15 protein-coding genes are annotated in these 15,327 nt (G+C 73.0%); 10 read left to right on the plus strand and 5 right to left on the minus strand.

Going from position 1 to position 15,327, the window contains the following annotated elements:
- Nucleotides 1-143: 143 nt before the first annotated feature.
- Nucleotides 144-1,592 carry a PLP-dependent aminotransferase family protein gene (locus tag ACFWYS_RS36620; protein ID WP_384778574.1) on the minus strand — a complete coding sequence of 483 codons (1,449 nt, stop codon included), beginning with the start codon at nucleotides 1,590-1,592 and terminating at the stop codon, nucleotides 144-146.
- A 47-nt stretch (nucleotides 1,593-1,639) separates the two neighbouring features.
- Here ACFWYS_RS36620 and ACFWYS_RS36625 point away from each other — a divergent pair, with 47 nt between their 5' ends.
- The 10 genes from ACFWYS_RS36625 to ACFWYS_RS36670 all read left to right on the plus strand — a co-directional run bounded on the left by ACFWYS_RS36625 (nucleotide 1,640) and on the right by ACFWYS_RS36670 (nucleotide 11,531).
- On the plus strand, nucleotides 1,640-2,557 hold the full coding sequence (locus tag ACFWYS_RS36625; protein WP_384778576.1) for a DMT family transporter: 918 nt from the start codon (nucleotides 1,640-1,642) through the stop codon (nucleotides 2,555-2,557).
- A 64-nt stretch (nucleotides 2,558-2,621) separates the two neighbouring features.
- A complete protein-coding gene (locus ACFWYS_RS36630) occupies nucleotides 2,622-3,116 on the plus strand; it encodes a hypothetical protein (protein WP_384778579.1) in 495 nt (164 codons plus the stop codon).
- Entirely contained in the window at nucleotides 3,100-4,062 is a 963-nt protein-coding gene (locus tag ACFWYS_RS36635; protein WP_384778582.1) for a bifunctional lysylphosphatidylglycerol flippase/synthetase MprF, read from the plus strand. Before ACFWYS_RS36630 ends, ACFWYS_RS36635 begins: the two co-directional genes overlap by 17 nt.
- A 106-nt stretch (nucleotides 4,063-4,168) precedes the next feature.
- Nucleotides 4,169-5,302, plus strand: a complete 1,134-nt coding sequence (locus ACFWYS_RS36640) for an acyl-CoA dehydrogenase (RefSeq protein ID WP_384778584.1) — start codon at nucleotides 4,169-4,171, stop codon at nucleotides 5,300-5,302.
- A gap of 56 nt (nucleotides 5,303-5,358) precedes the next feature.
- Nucleotides 5,359-6,486, plus strand: a complete 1,128-nt coding sequence (locus ACFWYS_RS36645) for an SDR family oxidoreductase (protein WP_384778587.1) — start codon at nucleotides 5,359-5,361, stop codon at nucleotides 6,484-6,486.
- On the plus strand, nucleotides 6,483-7,841 hold the full coding sequence (locus ACFWYS_RS36650) for an aspartate aminotransferase family protein (protein WP_384778590.1): 1,359 nt from the start codon (nucleotides 6,483-6,485) through the stop codon (nucleotides 7,839-7,841). The genes ACFWYS_RS36645 and ACFWYS_RS36650 overlap by 4 nt, the downstream gene beginning before the upstream one ends.
- Before the next feature lie 35 nt (nucleotides 7,842-7,876).
- On the plus strand, nucleotides 7,877-8,341 hold the full coding sequence (locus ACFWYS_RS36655; protein ID WP_384778594.1) for a type II toxin-antitoxin system RatA family toxin: 465 nt from the start codon (nucleotides 7,877-7,879) through the stop codon (nucleotides 8,339-8,341).
- On the plus strand, nucleotides 8,313-8,876 hold the full coding sequence (locus ACFWYS_RS36660; protein WP_384778597.1) for a flavin reductase family protein: 564 nt from the start codon (nucleotides 8,313-8,315) through the stop codon (nucleotides 8,874-8,876). The genes ACFWYS_RS36655 and ACFWYS_RS36660 overlap by 29 nt, the downstream gene beginning before the upstream one ends.
- Complete coding sequence (locus ACFWYS_RS36665) at nucleotides 8,873-10,195, plus strand: NAD(P)/FAD-dependent oxidoreductase (RefSeq protein WP_384778600.1); 1,323 nt, start codon at nucleotides 8,873-8,875, stop codon at nucleotides 10,193-10,195. The genes ACFWYS_RS36660 and ACFWYS_RS36665 overlap by 4 nt, the downstream gene beginning before the upstream one ends.
- Nucleotides 10,196-10,286: 91 nt before the next feature.
- A complete protein-coding gene (locus tag ACFWYS_RS36670; protein ID WP_384778603.1) occupies nucleotides 10,287-11,531 on the plus strand; it encodes a wax ester/triacylglycerol synthase domain-containing protein in 1,245 nt (414 codons plus the stop codon).
- A gap of 105 nt (nucleotides 11,532-11,636) precedes the next feature.
- Here ACFWYS_RS36670 and ACFWYS_RS36675 read toward each other — a convergent pair whose 3' ends face one another.
- From ACFWYS_RS36675 to ACFWYS_RS36690, 4 genes are all read right to left on the minus strand, one after another.
- Nucleotides 11,637-12,527 carry an SAM-dependent methyltransferase gene (locus tag ACFWYS_RS36675; RefSeq protein ID WP_384778606.1) on the minus strand — a complete coding sequence of 297 codons (891 nt, stop codon included), beginning with the start codon at nucleotides 12,525-12,527 and terminating at the stop codon, nucleotides 11,637-11,639.
- 91 nt (nucleotides 12,528-12,618) lie between these two features.
- Nucleotides 12,619-14,151, minus strand: a complete 1,533-nt coding sequence (locus ACFWYS_RS36680; protein ID WP_384778609.1) for an ABC1 kinase family protein — start codon at nucleotides 14,149-14,151, stop codon at nucleotides 12,619-12,621.
- 81 nt (nucleotides 14,152-14,232) lie between these two features.
- Nucleotides 14,233-14,778, minus strand: coding sequence for a hypothetical protein (locus ACFWYS_RS36685; protein ID WP_384778612.1), 546 nt, complete (start codon nucleotides 14,776-14,778; stop codon nucleotides 14,233-14,235).
- Nucleotides 14,779-14,800: 22 nt separating this feature from the next.
- Nucleotides 14,801-15,250, minus strand: a complete 450-nt coding sequence (locus ACFWYS_RS36690; protein ID WP_384778615.1) for an RNA polymerase sigma factor — start codon at nucleotides 15,248-15,250, stop codon at nucleotides 14,801-14,803.
- Nucleotides 15,251-15,327: the final 77 nt, after the last annotated feature.

Below are 15,327 nucleotides of genomic sequence, written 5' to 3' on the forward strand. Positions count from 1 at the left end.
GCGCCGCAGCGCACACGGAAACCACAAGTGAACAACTGACCGCATCCGCTGGGGAACCGGTGAGTCACGGGGGAGACAGGCACACGCAGGGTTCCGCTCACCTCCCCGTGGCCCACGGTGACCTCCGTGGCCCAGGTCCCAGGTCACCGCTGCCGCGCGGCGACCGCCTCCGCCATCAGCCGGACGCCCGCCCGGATCCGCGTCGGCGACAGATGCGCGTACCCCAGGACCAGCCGCACGCCCGCGTGCCCGACGTCCCCGGCACGCGCGTGCGTGTAGTCCGGCAACGGACGCACCGCCACCCCGGCCGCCGTCACCCGCGAGACGAACCGTTTCTCGGGCCCGTACCGTTCCGGCAGCGCGGCGATGACATGCAGCCCCGCGGCGATCCCGGTCACCTCCGCCCCCGGGAAGTGCTCCTCCAGAGCGCCGACCAGGGCGTCCCGCCGCTCCCGGTACGCACGCTGGCAGCGGCGCAGCTGACGGTCGTAGTCGCCGCGCTCCAGGAAGCGGGCGAACAGCGCCTGGTCCAGCGTCGGATGGCCGAGATCCATGGTCCGCTTGCGCTCGACGACCTCCTCGGCCAGCGCCTCCGGTACCAGCAGCCAGCCCAGCCGCAGCCCCGGCGCGAGGGACTTGCTGACCGACCCCGCGTAGGCGACGCGCTCCGGGTCGAGCCCCTGGAGCGCGCCCACGGGTGCGCGGTCGTACCGGAAGTCGCCGTCGTAGTCGTCCTCCAGGACGAACCCGTCGACGGACCGCGCCCAGTCGAGCAGTTCGGTACGGCGGCGGGCGGAGTAGGCGATGCCGGTGGGGAACTGGTGGGCGGGCGTCGTGACGACGGACCGTACGCCCGACTCCCGCAGCGGTCCGACGGCGAGCCCCTCGGCGTCCAGGGGCAGCGGCACGGTGGTGACGCCGGCGGCGGCGTAGAGGGAGTCGTGCTGCGGGCTGCCGGGGTTCTCGACCCCGACTTCGCGCATCCCGCGCGCGTGCAGCACGAAACCGAGCACCGTCGTCGCCTGGGACACCCCGGAGACGACCACGATGCGCTCGGGATCCGCGACCACGCCCCGCCGGCGGGCGAGCAGTTCCGCGAGCGCCGTACGCAGCCGGGGCAGCCCGCGCGGGTCGGGATAGCCCAGCTCGTGGTGCGGCAGCCCGGCCAGCACCCCGCGCTGTGCGGCCGCCCATGCGGCACGCGGGAACAGCGACATGTCCGGCGTGCCGGGTACGAAGTCGGCGCGGGCGTGGGTGGCACGCGGAGCGAGGTCACGCGCGCGTGGCCGGGCGGCCCGCACCGCACCGCTCACCCAGGTCCCGGCACCCCGGCCGCTGCGCAGATAGCCCTCCGCGGTCAGCTGCTCGTACGCCTCGGTGATCAGCCCGCGCGACACACCGAGGTCGGCGGCCAGATCCCGGCTCGACGGCAGCCGCGTCCCCGGCGCGAGCCGCCCCGACCGCACCGCCTCCCGCAGCGCCGCCTGCAGGGAACGCCCACGCGCGCGTGCGGGCGCCGAAGCCGCGGGAAGCAGCAGCTCCCAGGCGGGGGAGCCGGCCCGCGGGTCCGGATTGGTCTCCGATGACGTCATGGAACTGGACCTTAATGCGGACCGCCGCGGTTCCTAGCGTCGCTGACATGAACGCCACCACCACGCGCGGCGCCCTCCTCGCCGCGCTCGCCTGCGTCCTCGTCGGAGGGTCCTTCACCGCCAACAGCCTGCTCGGCGACTACCCGTACGCGGGCGGCCAGTTCCTGCGCTACGGCCTCGCCTGTCTGCTGCTCGTCCCGCTGACCGGGCGGGACGCACCGGCCCGGTTGCGTCTGCTCGCCGTCCGTCAGTGGGTCCGCCTCGCGCTGCTCGCCGCCGTCGGCATGGTCGGCTTCAACCTGGCCGTCATCGCCGCCGAGCGCACCGCCGAACCGGCCGTCCCCGGTGTCCTCGTCGGCTGCGCGCCCGTGGTCGTCGCCGTCGTCGTCCCCCTGCTGGACGGGCGCCGGCCGCAACGCGCCGTCCTGTACGGGGCGCTGCTCGTGGCCGTCGGCGCGTTCACGGTGCAGGGCTGGGGCCGTACCGACGCCGTCGGCATCGCCTTCTCCGCGGGCGCGCTGGTCGGCGAGGTCGGTTTCGCGGTCCTCGCGGTGCCCGTGCTGCGCCCGCTGGGCCCACGGCTGCTGTCCGCCACGGTGTGCGGGATCGCCGCCGCCGAGTCCGCGGCGGCCGGGCTGGTCCTGGACGGCACCGCGTGGCTGCGGTGGCCGGACACGACGCAGACCGCGGCACTCCTGTGGCAGGCGGTGGTCGTCACCGTCGTCGGCTTCGTGTGCTGGTACATGGGCATGCAGCGCATCGGCGCCGAGCGCGCCACCCTCTTCTCCGGCCTCATCCCGGTCGCCGCGGCCTGCACCGCCCCGCTCGTCGGAACCGGTTCCTACGGTGTCCCGCAGGCCGTCGGCAGCGCCCTGGTCGGCGCGGGGGTCGTCCTGGGGTCCCGTGCGCGCCGATCGCCCCCGCATTACGAGGGGTTGCCCGCGCTGGCCCGTAAACAGGTATGAAAGCCGGCGGGGAAGCAACCGGCCGAAGCCCGCCTCCGTATCGCACGCGCATTCCTGGAGCCCCGTGGACGCCAAGAACCGCTTCGAGACGAAGACCACCTTCGCATTCACCCGAATAGAATGGCTGGCCTTTCTGGTCGTCTCGCTCGTGCTCGCCTTTCTGCACCTTTCGGAGATCCGCTGGGGCGTCTTCCTGACGCTCTTCGCGGTGATCGACGTCATCGGCTACATCCCCGGCGCGATCGCCCACCGGCGCAGCCCGGACAAGCGCATCGCACGCGGCTACTACGTGGCCTACAACGTGATGCACAGCCTGGTCACGGCAGGTGTCCTGGCCGGGGCGTGGGTCCTGTTCGCCGGACCGGAATGGGCCCTGCTGGCCCTGCCCGTCCACCTCCTGGGAGACCGGGCCCTGTTCGGGAACTCGTTCAAACCCTTCGGTGTCGCCTTCGAACCCGAAACCCACCCCGCCTATCTCACATTCGAGCGGCAGTACCTGGCCGCTGCCGCCGACGCGTCCCGGCACCGGGAGGAGGGTGCGCATGCCGTCCGTGCTTGACACCCTCACCGAACACAGCGACAACCCCAGCTCATTTCTCGCCCTGAACAGCGGAAACGAGTATTTCCACGACGAACGACTCGACGGCATGTGCGCCTATCGCCGCTCCGGCCGCCATGTCCTGCAATTCGGCGGCCCGTTCACCGCGCCGGAACACCGGGCACAGCTGCTGGACTCCTTCGTCGCCCATGCCGGACGCCGCCTGCTCGCGGTGCAACTGCAGCGCGAGGACGCCGAGCTGTACGCCGGGCACGGCTTCACGGTCAACCAGATCGGCGCGTCGTACGCCGTCGACCTGGCCCGCTTCACCCTGCGCGGCTCACGTTTCGTACGGCTGCGGAACAAGATCTCCCGGGCCCGGCGGGCCGGACTGGAAGTCGCCGAGGTCCAACTCGGCGACGACTGCGCGGAGTTGGACCGGGTGGACGAGCCCTGGCTGCGGGAGAAGGGCCGGCACGTCAAGGAGCTGCAGTTCCTCGTCGGCCAGCGGACCGGGCCACTGCAACGGCACCGCCGGCTCTTCGTCGGGCGCATCGACGGCGCGGCGGTCGGCTACATCAACTACTCGCCCGTCTACGGCAGCCGCCCCGGCTGGCTGCACGACCTCAGCCGGCGCAGGCCCGACGCGCCGCCCGGGGTGATGGAAGCGCTCAACGCCACCGTCATGGAACAGCTCGTCGCCGACGGCGCCGCCTGGCTGCACTTCGGCTTCACCCCGTTCACCGGGCTCGACGAGGAACACGAAGTCGACGGTCACAGCCGGATGTTCGCCCGGTTCGCCCGCCTTCTCGCCGAGCGCGGCAAGGCGATCTACCCCGCGCTCTCCCAGCTCGAATACAAGGAGAAGTGGGCCCCGCACGCGGTCCTGCCGGAGTACATCGCCTTCCTGGGCAGGCCGCGCATACCCGCCGTATGGCAACTGCTGCGCGCCACCAACGCCGTCTGACGCCATCCGGCTCACCGGCGCGCGCTGCCGTAGACCGCCCCGCGAGGTCGCCGCACCGCGCCGCCGTATGCCCGAAACCGACCCCCACTCGGAGGACCGCACCGGCATGAGATTCCTCGACCGTGAACGCACCACCCTGGCCAAGCTGTTGCCGGACCTGGACCCTGCCCTGCGTGAGACGCCGCTCATGAAGCTGGAGCGGCCGGACAGCCCCGGCATCGGGCTCTTCCGGGACAGCGGCGGGCCGGGGCTGCTGGTGCCTGAGGACCATCAGGGCCGGGGAGCGACGGCGCTGGACGCGCTGCGGGTGCAGCGGGCCATCGGCAGCCGCTCGCCGTCGCTGGCCGTGGCGACCACCATGCACCACTTCTCGATGGCCACGCTCGTCGGTCTGGGCGACCGGGGCGACGGACTGGAGTGGCTGCTGATCGAAGGGGTGGCGTCGAGCAACCGCATCATCGCCTCCGGCTTCGCCGAGGGACGCCGCGGCGCCGGCATCCTGGAGCCGGCGATGACCGCCGAGGTCACCGAGGACGGCGTACGCATCAGCGGCGTCAAACGCCCGTGCAGCCTGGCCCGTTCCATGGACGTGCTGACCGCCAGCGTTCTGGTGCCCCGCGAGGACGGACACGGGGACGAACTCGCCGTCGCGCTGGTGCCCGCCGAGAGCGAGGGCATCAGCGTCAGCGGCTTCTGGTCCAGCTCCTTCCTGGCCGGCGCGCAGAGCGACCAGGTCACCCTCACCGACGTCGTCGTACCGCCGGAACTGCTGCTGCGGACCGCGGCCACCCCCCAAGGTGGGATCGACGAGCTCCAGACCGCCGGGCTGGTCTGGTTCCAGCTGCTGATGACCGGCAGCTACCTCGGCGCCGCCTCCGCCCTGGTCGAACGGGTGCTGCTCAACGACCGGATCCCCGAGCACGAGCGGGTGCGGCTCTTCGTCGAGACCGAGGCCGCCATGGCCGCCGCCGAGGGCATCGCCCGCCGCGTGGACAACGGCGACCTCGGCGAGTCGGCACTCGCCCAGGCGCTGTACGTCCGCTACGGCGTCCAGGACGCCGTCGCCCGCGTCGTCCCCCGCGCGGTCGAACTGCTCGGCGGGCTCAGCTTCATGACGTCCGACGAGGTCGGGCACCTCGCAGCCTGCGCCAACGGACTCTCCCTGCACCCGCCGTCCCGGGCCAGGATGACCGGCCCCTTCGCCGACTACCTGGCCGACCGGCCGCTCACCATCGCCTGACCGGCGACCCCGTCCACCGCCCAGTGCCGGCCGAGACCCGTTGGGGGAGCACACCCATGCCGCACGACCTCCCGCGTCCCACCGCCCTGCCCGCACCGCGGACCAGCGCCCGCGACCGTCCGACCCTGCTGCTCACCGGAGGGAGCGGCGTCCTCGGACGGGCCCTGATCGACGAGCTGTCGGCCGACTTCGACCTGCTCTGCCTGCGCCGCAACCGCCCTCTGGGCGACCCGCGGGTGCGCGAACTGCCCGGCGACCTCCTCGCCCCCCGGCTCGGCCTGACCTCGCTGGCCTGGCACGAACTCGCCCTCGAAGTGGACGTCGTCCTGCACTCCGCCGCCGAGACCAACTGGCGGATGCCGCCCGCCGACATCGAGCGGACGAACATCCTCGGCACCGAGGCCGTGCTCGACCTGGCCGCCCGCGCCGACGCGCCCCTGTACCTGGTGAGCACCGCGTTCGTGGCCAGCACCCCGAGCGAGGAGGACGCCCGGCGCTTCCCCGGGGCCGCCGCCTATCTCGCCTCCAAGACCAGGGCCGAACAACTCGTCCGCGACGCCGACCTGCCCGGCGCGATCGTCCGCCCCTCCGTGGTGATGGGTGACTCCACGACCGGCCGGATCGCCGGCCAGCAGGGCCTGACCAAGACCCTCGGCTCGATGGTCCTAGGACAGGTGCCGGTGCTGCCCGGCGCGCCCGAGGCCCGCGTCGACATGGTCCCGCAGGACTACGTCACCCGGGCCGTCGGCGACCTCGTCCGCGGCGGGGTGAGCAGCGGCGAGTTCTGGCTCACCGCCGGCAAGGAGGCGCCCCGGCTGCGTGAGATCGCCGACACCTGCGCGGAGTTCGCCGTACGCCGCGGGCTGCCCGCACCGCACCGGCCCCGGCTCATCCCCGTCGAGGCGGTGCACCGGCTGCTGCTGCCCATGCTGGAGGGCACCGCACTGCCCGCATCCACGCGCAAGCGGTTCCAGCACTACGCCGAGCTCCTGCTGGTCTTCCAGCGCGAACTCCCCTTCGACAGCTCGCTCGGACAGCCCCACTGCGGCGCCCGCCCCAGCCACACCGACATCCGCGCCGCGCTCGTCCGCAACCTGGAGAGCTGGGCCGACGACCGCCCCGCCCTCCTCACCCGACACCGCGCCGCCCGCACCGCCGCGGCCCCGACCGAGGTGGCCTCATGACGACGTCCCCGGACACCACGGCCGTACCCGCACAGCAGACCGGGACGGCGACGACGGCCCTACCCGCACACGACACCGACGACCAGGTCATCGACCGCACCGACGCGGCCGACCCTGCCGGCCAGGACGACGTCCTCGACCTCTACCTGCGCCATATCGGCTCCGGGCGGGCCGTCATGGGCCGGGTGCTCGGCGGCATGTCCGAGGTGCGGTCCGAAGGCCCCTGGATCCACACCGACGACGGCCGCAGCCTCCTCGACTTCGGCGGCTACGGCGTCTTCATCCTCGGCCACCGGCACCCGGCCGTCGTAGCGGCGGTGCACCGCCAGATCGACGCCCACCCGCTGGCCAGCCGGGTCTTCCTCGAACCCGTCGCCGCCCGCGCCGCCCAGGCGCTGGCCGCCCACACACCGCCCGGACTGGACTACGTCCACTTCGTCAACTCCGGTGCGGAGGCCACGGAAGCCGCGCTCAAGCTGGCCCGCGCGCACGGCCGCAACGCCATCGTCACCACCCGCAAGGGCTTCCACGGCAAGACGCTCGGCGCCCTCAGCGTCACCGCCAACGCCACGTACCAGACGCCCTTCCAGCCGCTGCTGCCCGACACCACCCAGGTCGCCTACGGGGACGCCGGCGATCTCAAGCAGGCCCTGGCCGCCCGCCGCGACCGGGCCTGCGTCATCGTCGAACCGGTGCAGGGCGAGGGCGGCGTACACATCCCGGAACCCGGCTACCTCACCGAAGTCGCCGCGCTGTGCCGGGAGTTCGGGGCGCTCCTGGTCGTGGACGAGATCCAGACCGGGATGGGCCGGCTGGGCACCTGGTGGGGCGTGGACGCGGAGGGCGTCCGCCCGGACATGCTGCTGGCCGGCAAGGGGCTGAGCGGCGGCGTCGTCCCGGTCGCCGCGATGATCGCCACCGCCGAGGCGTACGCCCCCTTCAGCCGCGACCCCTATCTGCACACCTCCACCTTCGGCGCCTCCCCGATCGCCTGCGCCGCGGCCCTCGCCGCCGTCGAGACCATGGAGCGCGAGGACACCGTGGCCCGCGCGGCGGCACTCGGCGCGCGCATCCTCGCCGGGGTACGCGAGACCTGTGCCCCGTACCGGGAGCTTCTCGTGCAGGACGTGCGCGGGCGCGGGCTGCTGATCGGGATCGAGTTCATCGAGGAACGGGCGGTCGGTGAACTCCTGCTGGAACTCATCGCGCGCGGCGTCCTCGTCAACCACTCCCTCAACTCCACCCGCGTGCTGCGCCTGACCCCGCCCGCCGTGGTGGCCGACGACGCGCTCGACCTGTTCTTCACCACCCTCGCCGAGGCCCTGCACACCACGGCTGCCCGTATGGCCGGTTGACCAGGGAGCCCTTCCCGGAAAGGAACCGAACCCCCATGCGCCATGTCGTCCTGCACGCGATCGCCGACGGCTCGGAACCGGCCGCCGTCTACCACCGCATCACCGACTTCCGCCGCTACCCCGAACTCACCGACACCGTGCGCGAGGTGCGCGTGGACGCGCTCCCCGACGGATCGGTCGTGTCCGACTGGACCGTCTCCTTCCGCGGCGGGCTGATGCGCTGGCGGGAACGCGACACATTCGCGCCGGACACGCTCTCCCTCACCTTCGAGCAGCTCAGCGGCGACTTCCAGACCTTCGAGGGGAGCTGGCGGTGCGAGCCGCGCGACGGCGGCACGCTGGTCGTGTTCACCGCCTCCTTCGACCTCGGCATCCCGACCCTCGCGGAGATCCTCGACCCCGTCGCCGAGTCCACGCTGCGGACCAACATCGCCCGCATCCTGGCTGGACTGGTGGGCGCGGAGGTGATCGATGAGTGCGCCGCCACCGCTCAGGGCTGACCCCTCCCCGTACGACGACCCCCTGCACGACGACCCCGGTCCCGGCGCCGCCCGCTGTCTCGGCCTCTACGCCAAACTGACCGCCGGAGTGAGCGTCGTGACGGCCCGGGGCGAGGACGGGCCGCTCGGGATGACGGTCTCCGCCGTGACCTCGCTGTCGGCCCGGCCGCCCCTGCTCCTGGCCTGCCTGCGCGACGGCTCCCGCACCCTCGCCGCCGTCCAGGCGCACGGCGTCTTCGCGGTGCACCTGCTGCGGGAGGAACAGCACGACCTGGCCGGCCGGTTCGCGAACCCGACGACCCCGGCCGGACAGCGGTTCGCCGGCACGGACACCCGGCAGGTCCTCGGCGTCCCGGTGATCGCGGGCGCACTGGCCTGGTCGGTGTGCCTGGTGGCGGACGTACGCCGCTACGGCGACCACCACCTGGTCGTCGGACAGGTCGCCGCCGTCCACGTCGGCGGCGGGCGCCCCCTGCTGTGGCACGACCGCCGGTTCCGCGCGCTGCGCGAACTCCGGCCGGGGGGCACCGGATGACGCCGTCGGAGTACGGAACCCCGGCCTGGGGCCTGGCGGAACTCCCCGCACAGCCCCCGCTGCACGGCACGCTCACGGCGGACGTGGCGGTGGTCGGGGCCGGTCTGGCGGGGCTCGCCTGCGCCTACCACCTGGCCGAACGCGCCCCCGGCCGGGACATCGCGGTGATCGACGCCGAGGGTGTCGCCGCCGGGGCCAGCGGCCGGGGCACGGGTCTGCTGGGCCCGCGGGCCGGGCCGGCGATCGACCGCGCCGTACGCCGGCATGGGCCCTGGGCCGCACGCCGGATGCATCTGGCGAGCGTACGGGCGGTGGCGGCGGTCCTCGCCCTGTGCGGGCGGCTCGACGTGCCGTGCGGGCTGCGGCCCGGCGGGCAGATCATGGCGACGCGCGCACCGGTCGGGCTGGCGTCGCTCGACCGGCAGTCCCGGGCCTACCGCGCGCTGGGCCTGGACGTGCCGGAGCTGTCCGGCCCGCAGGTACGCGCGCGCGTGGGTGTGCCGTACACCTCGGGGCTGCTGCACCGCACCGCCGCCACCCTCGACCCGGCCGCCCTGACCTGTGCCCTCGCCCGCGCCTGCGCGGCCAAGGGCGTGCGGTTCTACGGGAACAGCCCGCTGCTGGCGGTGCGCGCGGGGGAGCGGGCCGGCAGCGAGCTGGTCTTCCCACACGGCAGGCTCCGGGCCGGGCAGGCGGTGCTGGCCGTCAACTCCGCGGCGCAGTCGGTGGGGTTGCCGGTCGGCACGGTCCTGCCGCTGGAGGTGTACGCCGTCGCCACCGCGCCGGTGAGCGACGCAGCGTACGAGGCGCTGGGCGGGCACGAGGGGTACGCCGTCGTCGACGCCCTGCCGATGGCCCCGTACTTCCGGCCGCTCCCCGACGGGGGGCTGGTCGCGGGCGGCGGCACCGTCACCCTCGCCGCCGGCGTCGGCGCACCTCGGCTGCGCGCCGTGCGGGAGCGGGCCTGGGCGTGGCTGGGCCGCTGGGTGCGCTCACTCCACCCCGAGCTGGCCCATCTGCCGGTCACCCACCGCTGGTCCGGCCGCATCGGCATGACCGGCGACGGCCTGCCGGTGGTCGGCCCCGTCCACGGCCTGCCCGACGTCTGGTACATAGGCGGCTGCTGCGGCCACGGCCTGGCGATGTCCGTGGCCCACGGCGCCCACGTCGCCGCGGCACTCCTGGACGAGCCGGACTCCGGGGACCCCCTGCCCTGGCACCGCCCGGCCGCCCCACGCATGCCGGTCAGCGGACCCGGCCGGCCCCTGCTACGGACCTACCTGGACGCGCTGGGCCGGGCCACGCGGCGTACCTGCTGACAGCCACCCCATCTCCGCGCACATCCTCGTCCTCCCTCCACGCCCACCGACCCGTCCGGCCAACACGTCCCACCGACACGGAGGTCGTTCCATGCCCCCACGTCCCCTCGGCACCGACGGCTCCCTGCCGCCAACACTCCGTATGGGCACCGCGGACGTCGCCTACCACCTGGCCATGCACGGCAGACCGCTGCCGATCGTCTTCGTGTTCGACTTCGACGGCCCGGCGCCGACCCTGGACGCCGTACGCGCGCGCGTGGCCGAACGCGCCCACCGCATCCCGGCGTTGCGCTACCGCATCGCACGGGACCGCCCGGTGCTCCGGCGCGTCGACAGGATCGCCGTCGAGCAGCATGTGCACGAGGTGCGGCTGCCGGAGGGCGCCGACGAGGCGGCGGCCGGGAGGCTGATGCTGAACCGGCCCATGGGCAGGAACGAACGGCCGACGTGGGACGTGTGGCTGGTCCATGGGCCGACGGGCGGCCACAGCCTCTGCTACCGCTCCGAGCACGCCTTCCAGGACGGAGTCGGTGCCGCCCACACGGCTCGGGCCCTCCTCGACGACCACCCCGGAGGCGGCCCTGCCGCCAGTCGGCCCTCCTGGCCGACGGCCCGAGGACTCTGCGACGCCCTCGGCGACGTCGTGGGCGGTTTCCGCGCGCCCACCGTGAAGCCGGCCTTCGACGGTCCGAGCAGCGGCCGCACCACGCTCTGCCAGGCCCACACCCCGCTGGCCAGGCTGCGCGCCATCGGCCGAGCCAACGGCGGCACGGTCAACGACATCTTCCTCGCCGCCCTCGCCCACGCCGTCCACACCTGGCACAGGAAGGCGACCGGGGCCGCCCATCCGCCGCTGCCGGTCGCGGTCCCCATGTCGGTCCGGACACCCGGCGAGGAATGCGCCCCCGGCAACCGGATGGTCACCGCCCGGCTCCTGCTGCCCTGTGACGAGCCGTCACCGCAGTCGGCCCTCGCCCGTGTCATCGCGGCCACGACCCGGCTGCGCGCGACCCGGCGCCGCGAGGCCGTACGCCTGCTGCTGGCGGCCACACCACGGGCCCTCGGCGCCCGCGTCGGCATGCGGATGGTCAACGGTGACGTCGTCGCCGGACCGGCGAGCAGCGTGAACTTCGGTGCCGCCCTGGTCCACCAGGGGGCCGCCTCCCGCAGTGCCGCGGTCTTCGCCGACGTGGCGTCCGGCATCCGCTGCCTCACGACCCTGACGAGCCAGCACGACACCGCCTGCCTCACGGTCGTACACGACGAGACGCTGGCCACCGCCGACGAACTCCCGGACCTGTGGCTGGCGGCACTGCTGGAACTGGAACGGGCGTAGCGCGCCGCAGGGACGCAGGGGCGTGGGAAGACGGATACAGGAAGGGGGAGGCCCGGGCCGTACAGCCCGGGCCTCCCCCTTCGCGAGGTCACTGCTTCACCACGGTCACCTCTTCAGCGTGCCGGTCGTCAGGAACACGCACTTGGCGGCGGCCTCCGTGAGCAGCGGCAGATACGGGGAGAGCCGCTGGACCACGTAGGGGAGCGTGAACAGGTCGGCGACGCGGGCCTCCCAGCCCTGCTCCGCCCACCAGCCCTCGGGCTCGGCGAGCTGCCAGTGCCAGGCGATGCCGGTGGCGGACAGGGCCTCCAGGAAGGGCGCCACGAACGCCGACGAGGCCGCGTCGGCGTTCACGCACTCGGCGCCGAACGTGCTGCCGGGAGCGGAGAGTTCCGTCATCGTGCCGACGATGGACTCCACCGCCTCGGGCCGTAGGTGGTAGAGCAGCGTCTCGCCGAGCCACGCGGTGGGCCGGCGTGGATCGAAGCCCGCGGCCACCAGTTCCTCGGCCCAGGAACCGGTCGGGTCGACGTCGACCCTGCTGCGCCGCCCGCAGGTGGGACGGCTCCAGTCCAGCACGCGGTCCTTGAAGTCCAGTACGGCGGGAGCCTCGACCTCGAAGACATGCACACCGGTCGGCCAGCGCAGCCGGTACGCGCGCGTGTCGAGGCCGGCGCCGAGCAGCACCACCTGGCGGCAGCCCGAGCGGGACGCGGTGAGCAGGTGCTCATCGAAGAAGCGGGTGCGCACCACGGCCCAGTCGGGCAGCAGCCGTTGCAGGGGACCGTCACCGGGCGGGCCGCCGCCGAACCGCGCCGCGTGCAGGAAGTCCGCGGCCCAGGGGTCGAGCACATACGGCGTGTCCCGGCCGCACTCGGCGGCGTGCGCGGCGGCCGTCCAGAGCGTCACGCGCGAGAGGCCGTACGACGGTGAGGCGCCCTCGGCACGGGCGTCGTCCGGCGCCGACGGGGGCTGTGGACGTGCGGTCTCGGGCAAGAGGAACCTCCGAATGGCAGGCATGGTCAACGAGGTCGACGAGGTCGACGGGGTCATCGAGGGCGTAGCGGGCGTGGAGGCCGCAGAGCGGTCAGTGGGCGCGGCGGCGGGACATCAGGAAGGCCAGTGCGCCCAGGGCGACGAGGCCGCCGGACGGACGCGTGGGGCGCTGGCCGCCCATCGCGGCGGTGGTGCGCGGTTCGTGGACCTGCATCGCGAACTGGCGGTTGGCGATGTCGCCGAGCACGCTCCGCATCTGCTCGGGGCTGGTGACGGCGGTCAGCAGCAACTCCATGGAATTGCGGGCGAACTGATGCCGTCCCAGGAACTCCCGGCCCAACGCGAAGAGGATCTTCGGCACCTCGCCCTGGAACACCTCCGGCAGCGCGATCTCGGGGGCGAGGCACCGCACCGAGCCGTCCAGGTTGGCGAACGACTTGCCGAGCAGCGAGACCGCCGGCGGTGAGCCGATGCCCCGCTTGGTCGCCTTCGCGAGCACCGTGGTGAGGGAGACGCCGAAGTTCAGGTCCTCCAGGGGCAGATGGGAGACCTTGGGCACGAACGCCGCCATGTCGGCGGCGAACGCCGGCATGTTGGACCACGACGTCACCCGGCCCATCTCGGCCCAGTGGTGCGCGAGCCCCGCCCCGTCGTTCTGCGCCAACGTCATGAACAGCGGCAGCAGTTGGAGACTGGTACGACGGTCCAGGCGGCCGACCATGCCCCAGTCGATCAGCGTCGCCGGGCCGCCCGGCGCCGCGAAGACGTTGCCCGCGTGCGGGTCGGCGTGGAAGACCCGGTGCACGAAGTACCCGTGGTACATGAACCGCAGCAGGTCCTTGCCGATCTCGATGCGCTCGGCGTCGGTGAAGTGGCCGCGGTCGACATGCCGTACCGATGTCCCCGCGGCCAGTGACTGGACCAGGACCCGGGGGCTCGCGTGCAGCACCCTGGGTACTTCCAGTGTGCGGAAGGGGCGTACGTACTTGCGGGCCTCGTCCATGTTGCGGGCCTCGCCGGTGAAGTCCAGCTCCGGCTCCATCGCGTCGAAGACGGAGCCGAGCATCGCCTCGATGTCGATGACCTCGTTGAACCGGGGCGCGACCCGGGCCACGATCCGCGACGCCCGGCGCATCAGGGCCATGTCCGCGAGCACGCCCTCGCGGATGCCGGGGCGCTGGATCTTGACCACGGCCGGCCGGCCGCCCGGCAGCGTCACTTTGTAGACCTGGGCGAGGGAGGCCGCGCCGAGCGGGGCGACGGTTTCGACGTCGTCGAACCGCAACTTCCAGTCGGCGCCGAGGTCCTGGGCCAGCACGGGTTCGAAGACCGAGAACGGCTGGACGTCCACCTGGTCGTGCAGGTTCTGCAGCTCGTCGCGGATCGACTCCGGCACCATGTCGGGCCTGGTCGACAGAATCTGCCCGAGCTTCACATAGAAGGGGCCGAGACTCTCCAGGGCATGCCGCACGGCCTTGGCCCGCCGCTCCTCGGCCCCGGCCGGTTCCGGCTGCCCCTGTCTCGTGCGTCTGCGCAGCCGCGTGGCCTGCCCGACCTCGTCCACGACGAGGCTCCCCAGCACCTTGACCACCAGCCGCAGCCGATCCCCGACGACAGACGTCATCGTGAGTGATCTCCTCAGGTAGAGCGGGATGGGGGCGCGTCCGGTCCCCCCGAGCGAACCGGACGCACCCCGCCGGTGGGCCTAGGCCGCCTTGCCGGCCTGGCCCTGCAGTGCCTGGATGAGCTTCGGGATCAGTTCGAGGAGCTGGGTGAGCTGGCCCGGGAGCGAAAGCAGGTCGCCCACGCCCTCGGCGGCGTTTCCGACGCCTCCCGCCAACTGGCCCACACCCCCGGCGAGTTGCCCGAGCCCGCCGAGCGCACCGGCCGCACCCCCTGCCGCGGCCAGCGGGTTGGCGGCGCCTCCCGTGAGCGCGGCGAGGGGGTTGGCGGCTCCGGCGGCTCCGGCGACGCCGGTCAGGGCGGCCAGCGGATTGGCGGCCCCGCCCGCGGCCCCCGTCAGCGCGGCCAGCGGATTGCCCGCCGCCCCCGCGAGCAGCGCGGCCGGGTTGGCGGCGCCGGCCAGGGCCGCCAGGGTGCTCGCGGGGAGCGCGGCCAGGGCCTCGACGGAACCGGCGGCGGACGACGACTTCCCGGACCGGTTGAGGATTTCGTCGAACGCGTCCTTTCCGTTGTCGGCCATATTTCCCACGAGGTCCTTGAGAATGTCCTGCATGTTCTTGTCGGACATGAGCGAGTTTCCCTTCGGTCGGTTATCCCGTGGCATCGTCCATGGCTTTTACACAGGCCGTTCTGAGGCGTGCCCGTCCTCTGGTGAAAGCGGCCTCTGCTGCTTTGAGGGAGATGTTGTGCATACGCGCGAATTCCGCCGTGGAAATTCCCTTGGCCCGGGCGAGTATGACTTCCTGCTCCCGCCCGCGCAGCTGCTGGACCTGGTCGAGCAGCCATTTGCCGAAGTGCTCGTCACAGACGTCCTCCTCGGTCGTCCCCGGGTCGTCCTTGAAGGCCGTGCGCTGTAACAGGCGTCTGTGTCGTTCCATTTCGCGATAGAAGTCGGTGCACAGGCGCAGCGCCACGGAGGTGAGGAAAGGCCCCAGCCGGCTGCTGTCCAGGGCGGCGTGCGCTGCCGCCCGGGCCATCGTCTCCTGTACGCAGTCCTCGGCGTCCTGAAGGCTCGGGAGTCGTCGTCGGACCAGCCGCATGAGGCGGTCCCGGTGCTGGGATATGTCATCCCAAGAGCATGGGGCGGACGATGGGCAGATGGAATTTTGCGCCATAT

The sequence above is a fragment of the Streptomyces sp. NPDC059010 genome, from assembly GCF_042740355.1.
Lineage (GTDB): Bacteria > Actinomycetota > Actinomycetes > Streptomycetales > Streptomycetaceae > Streptomyces.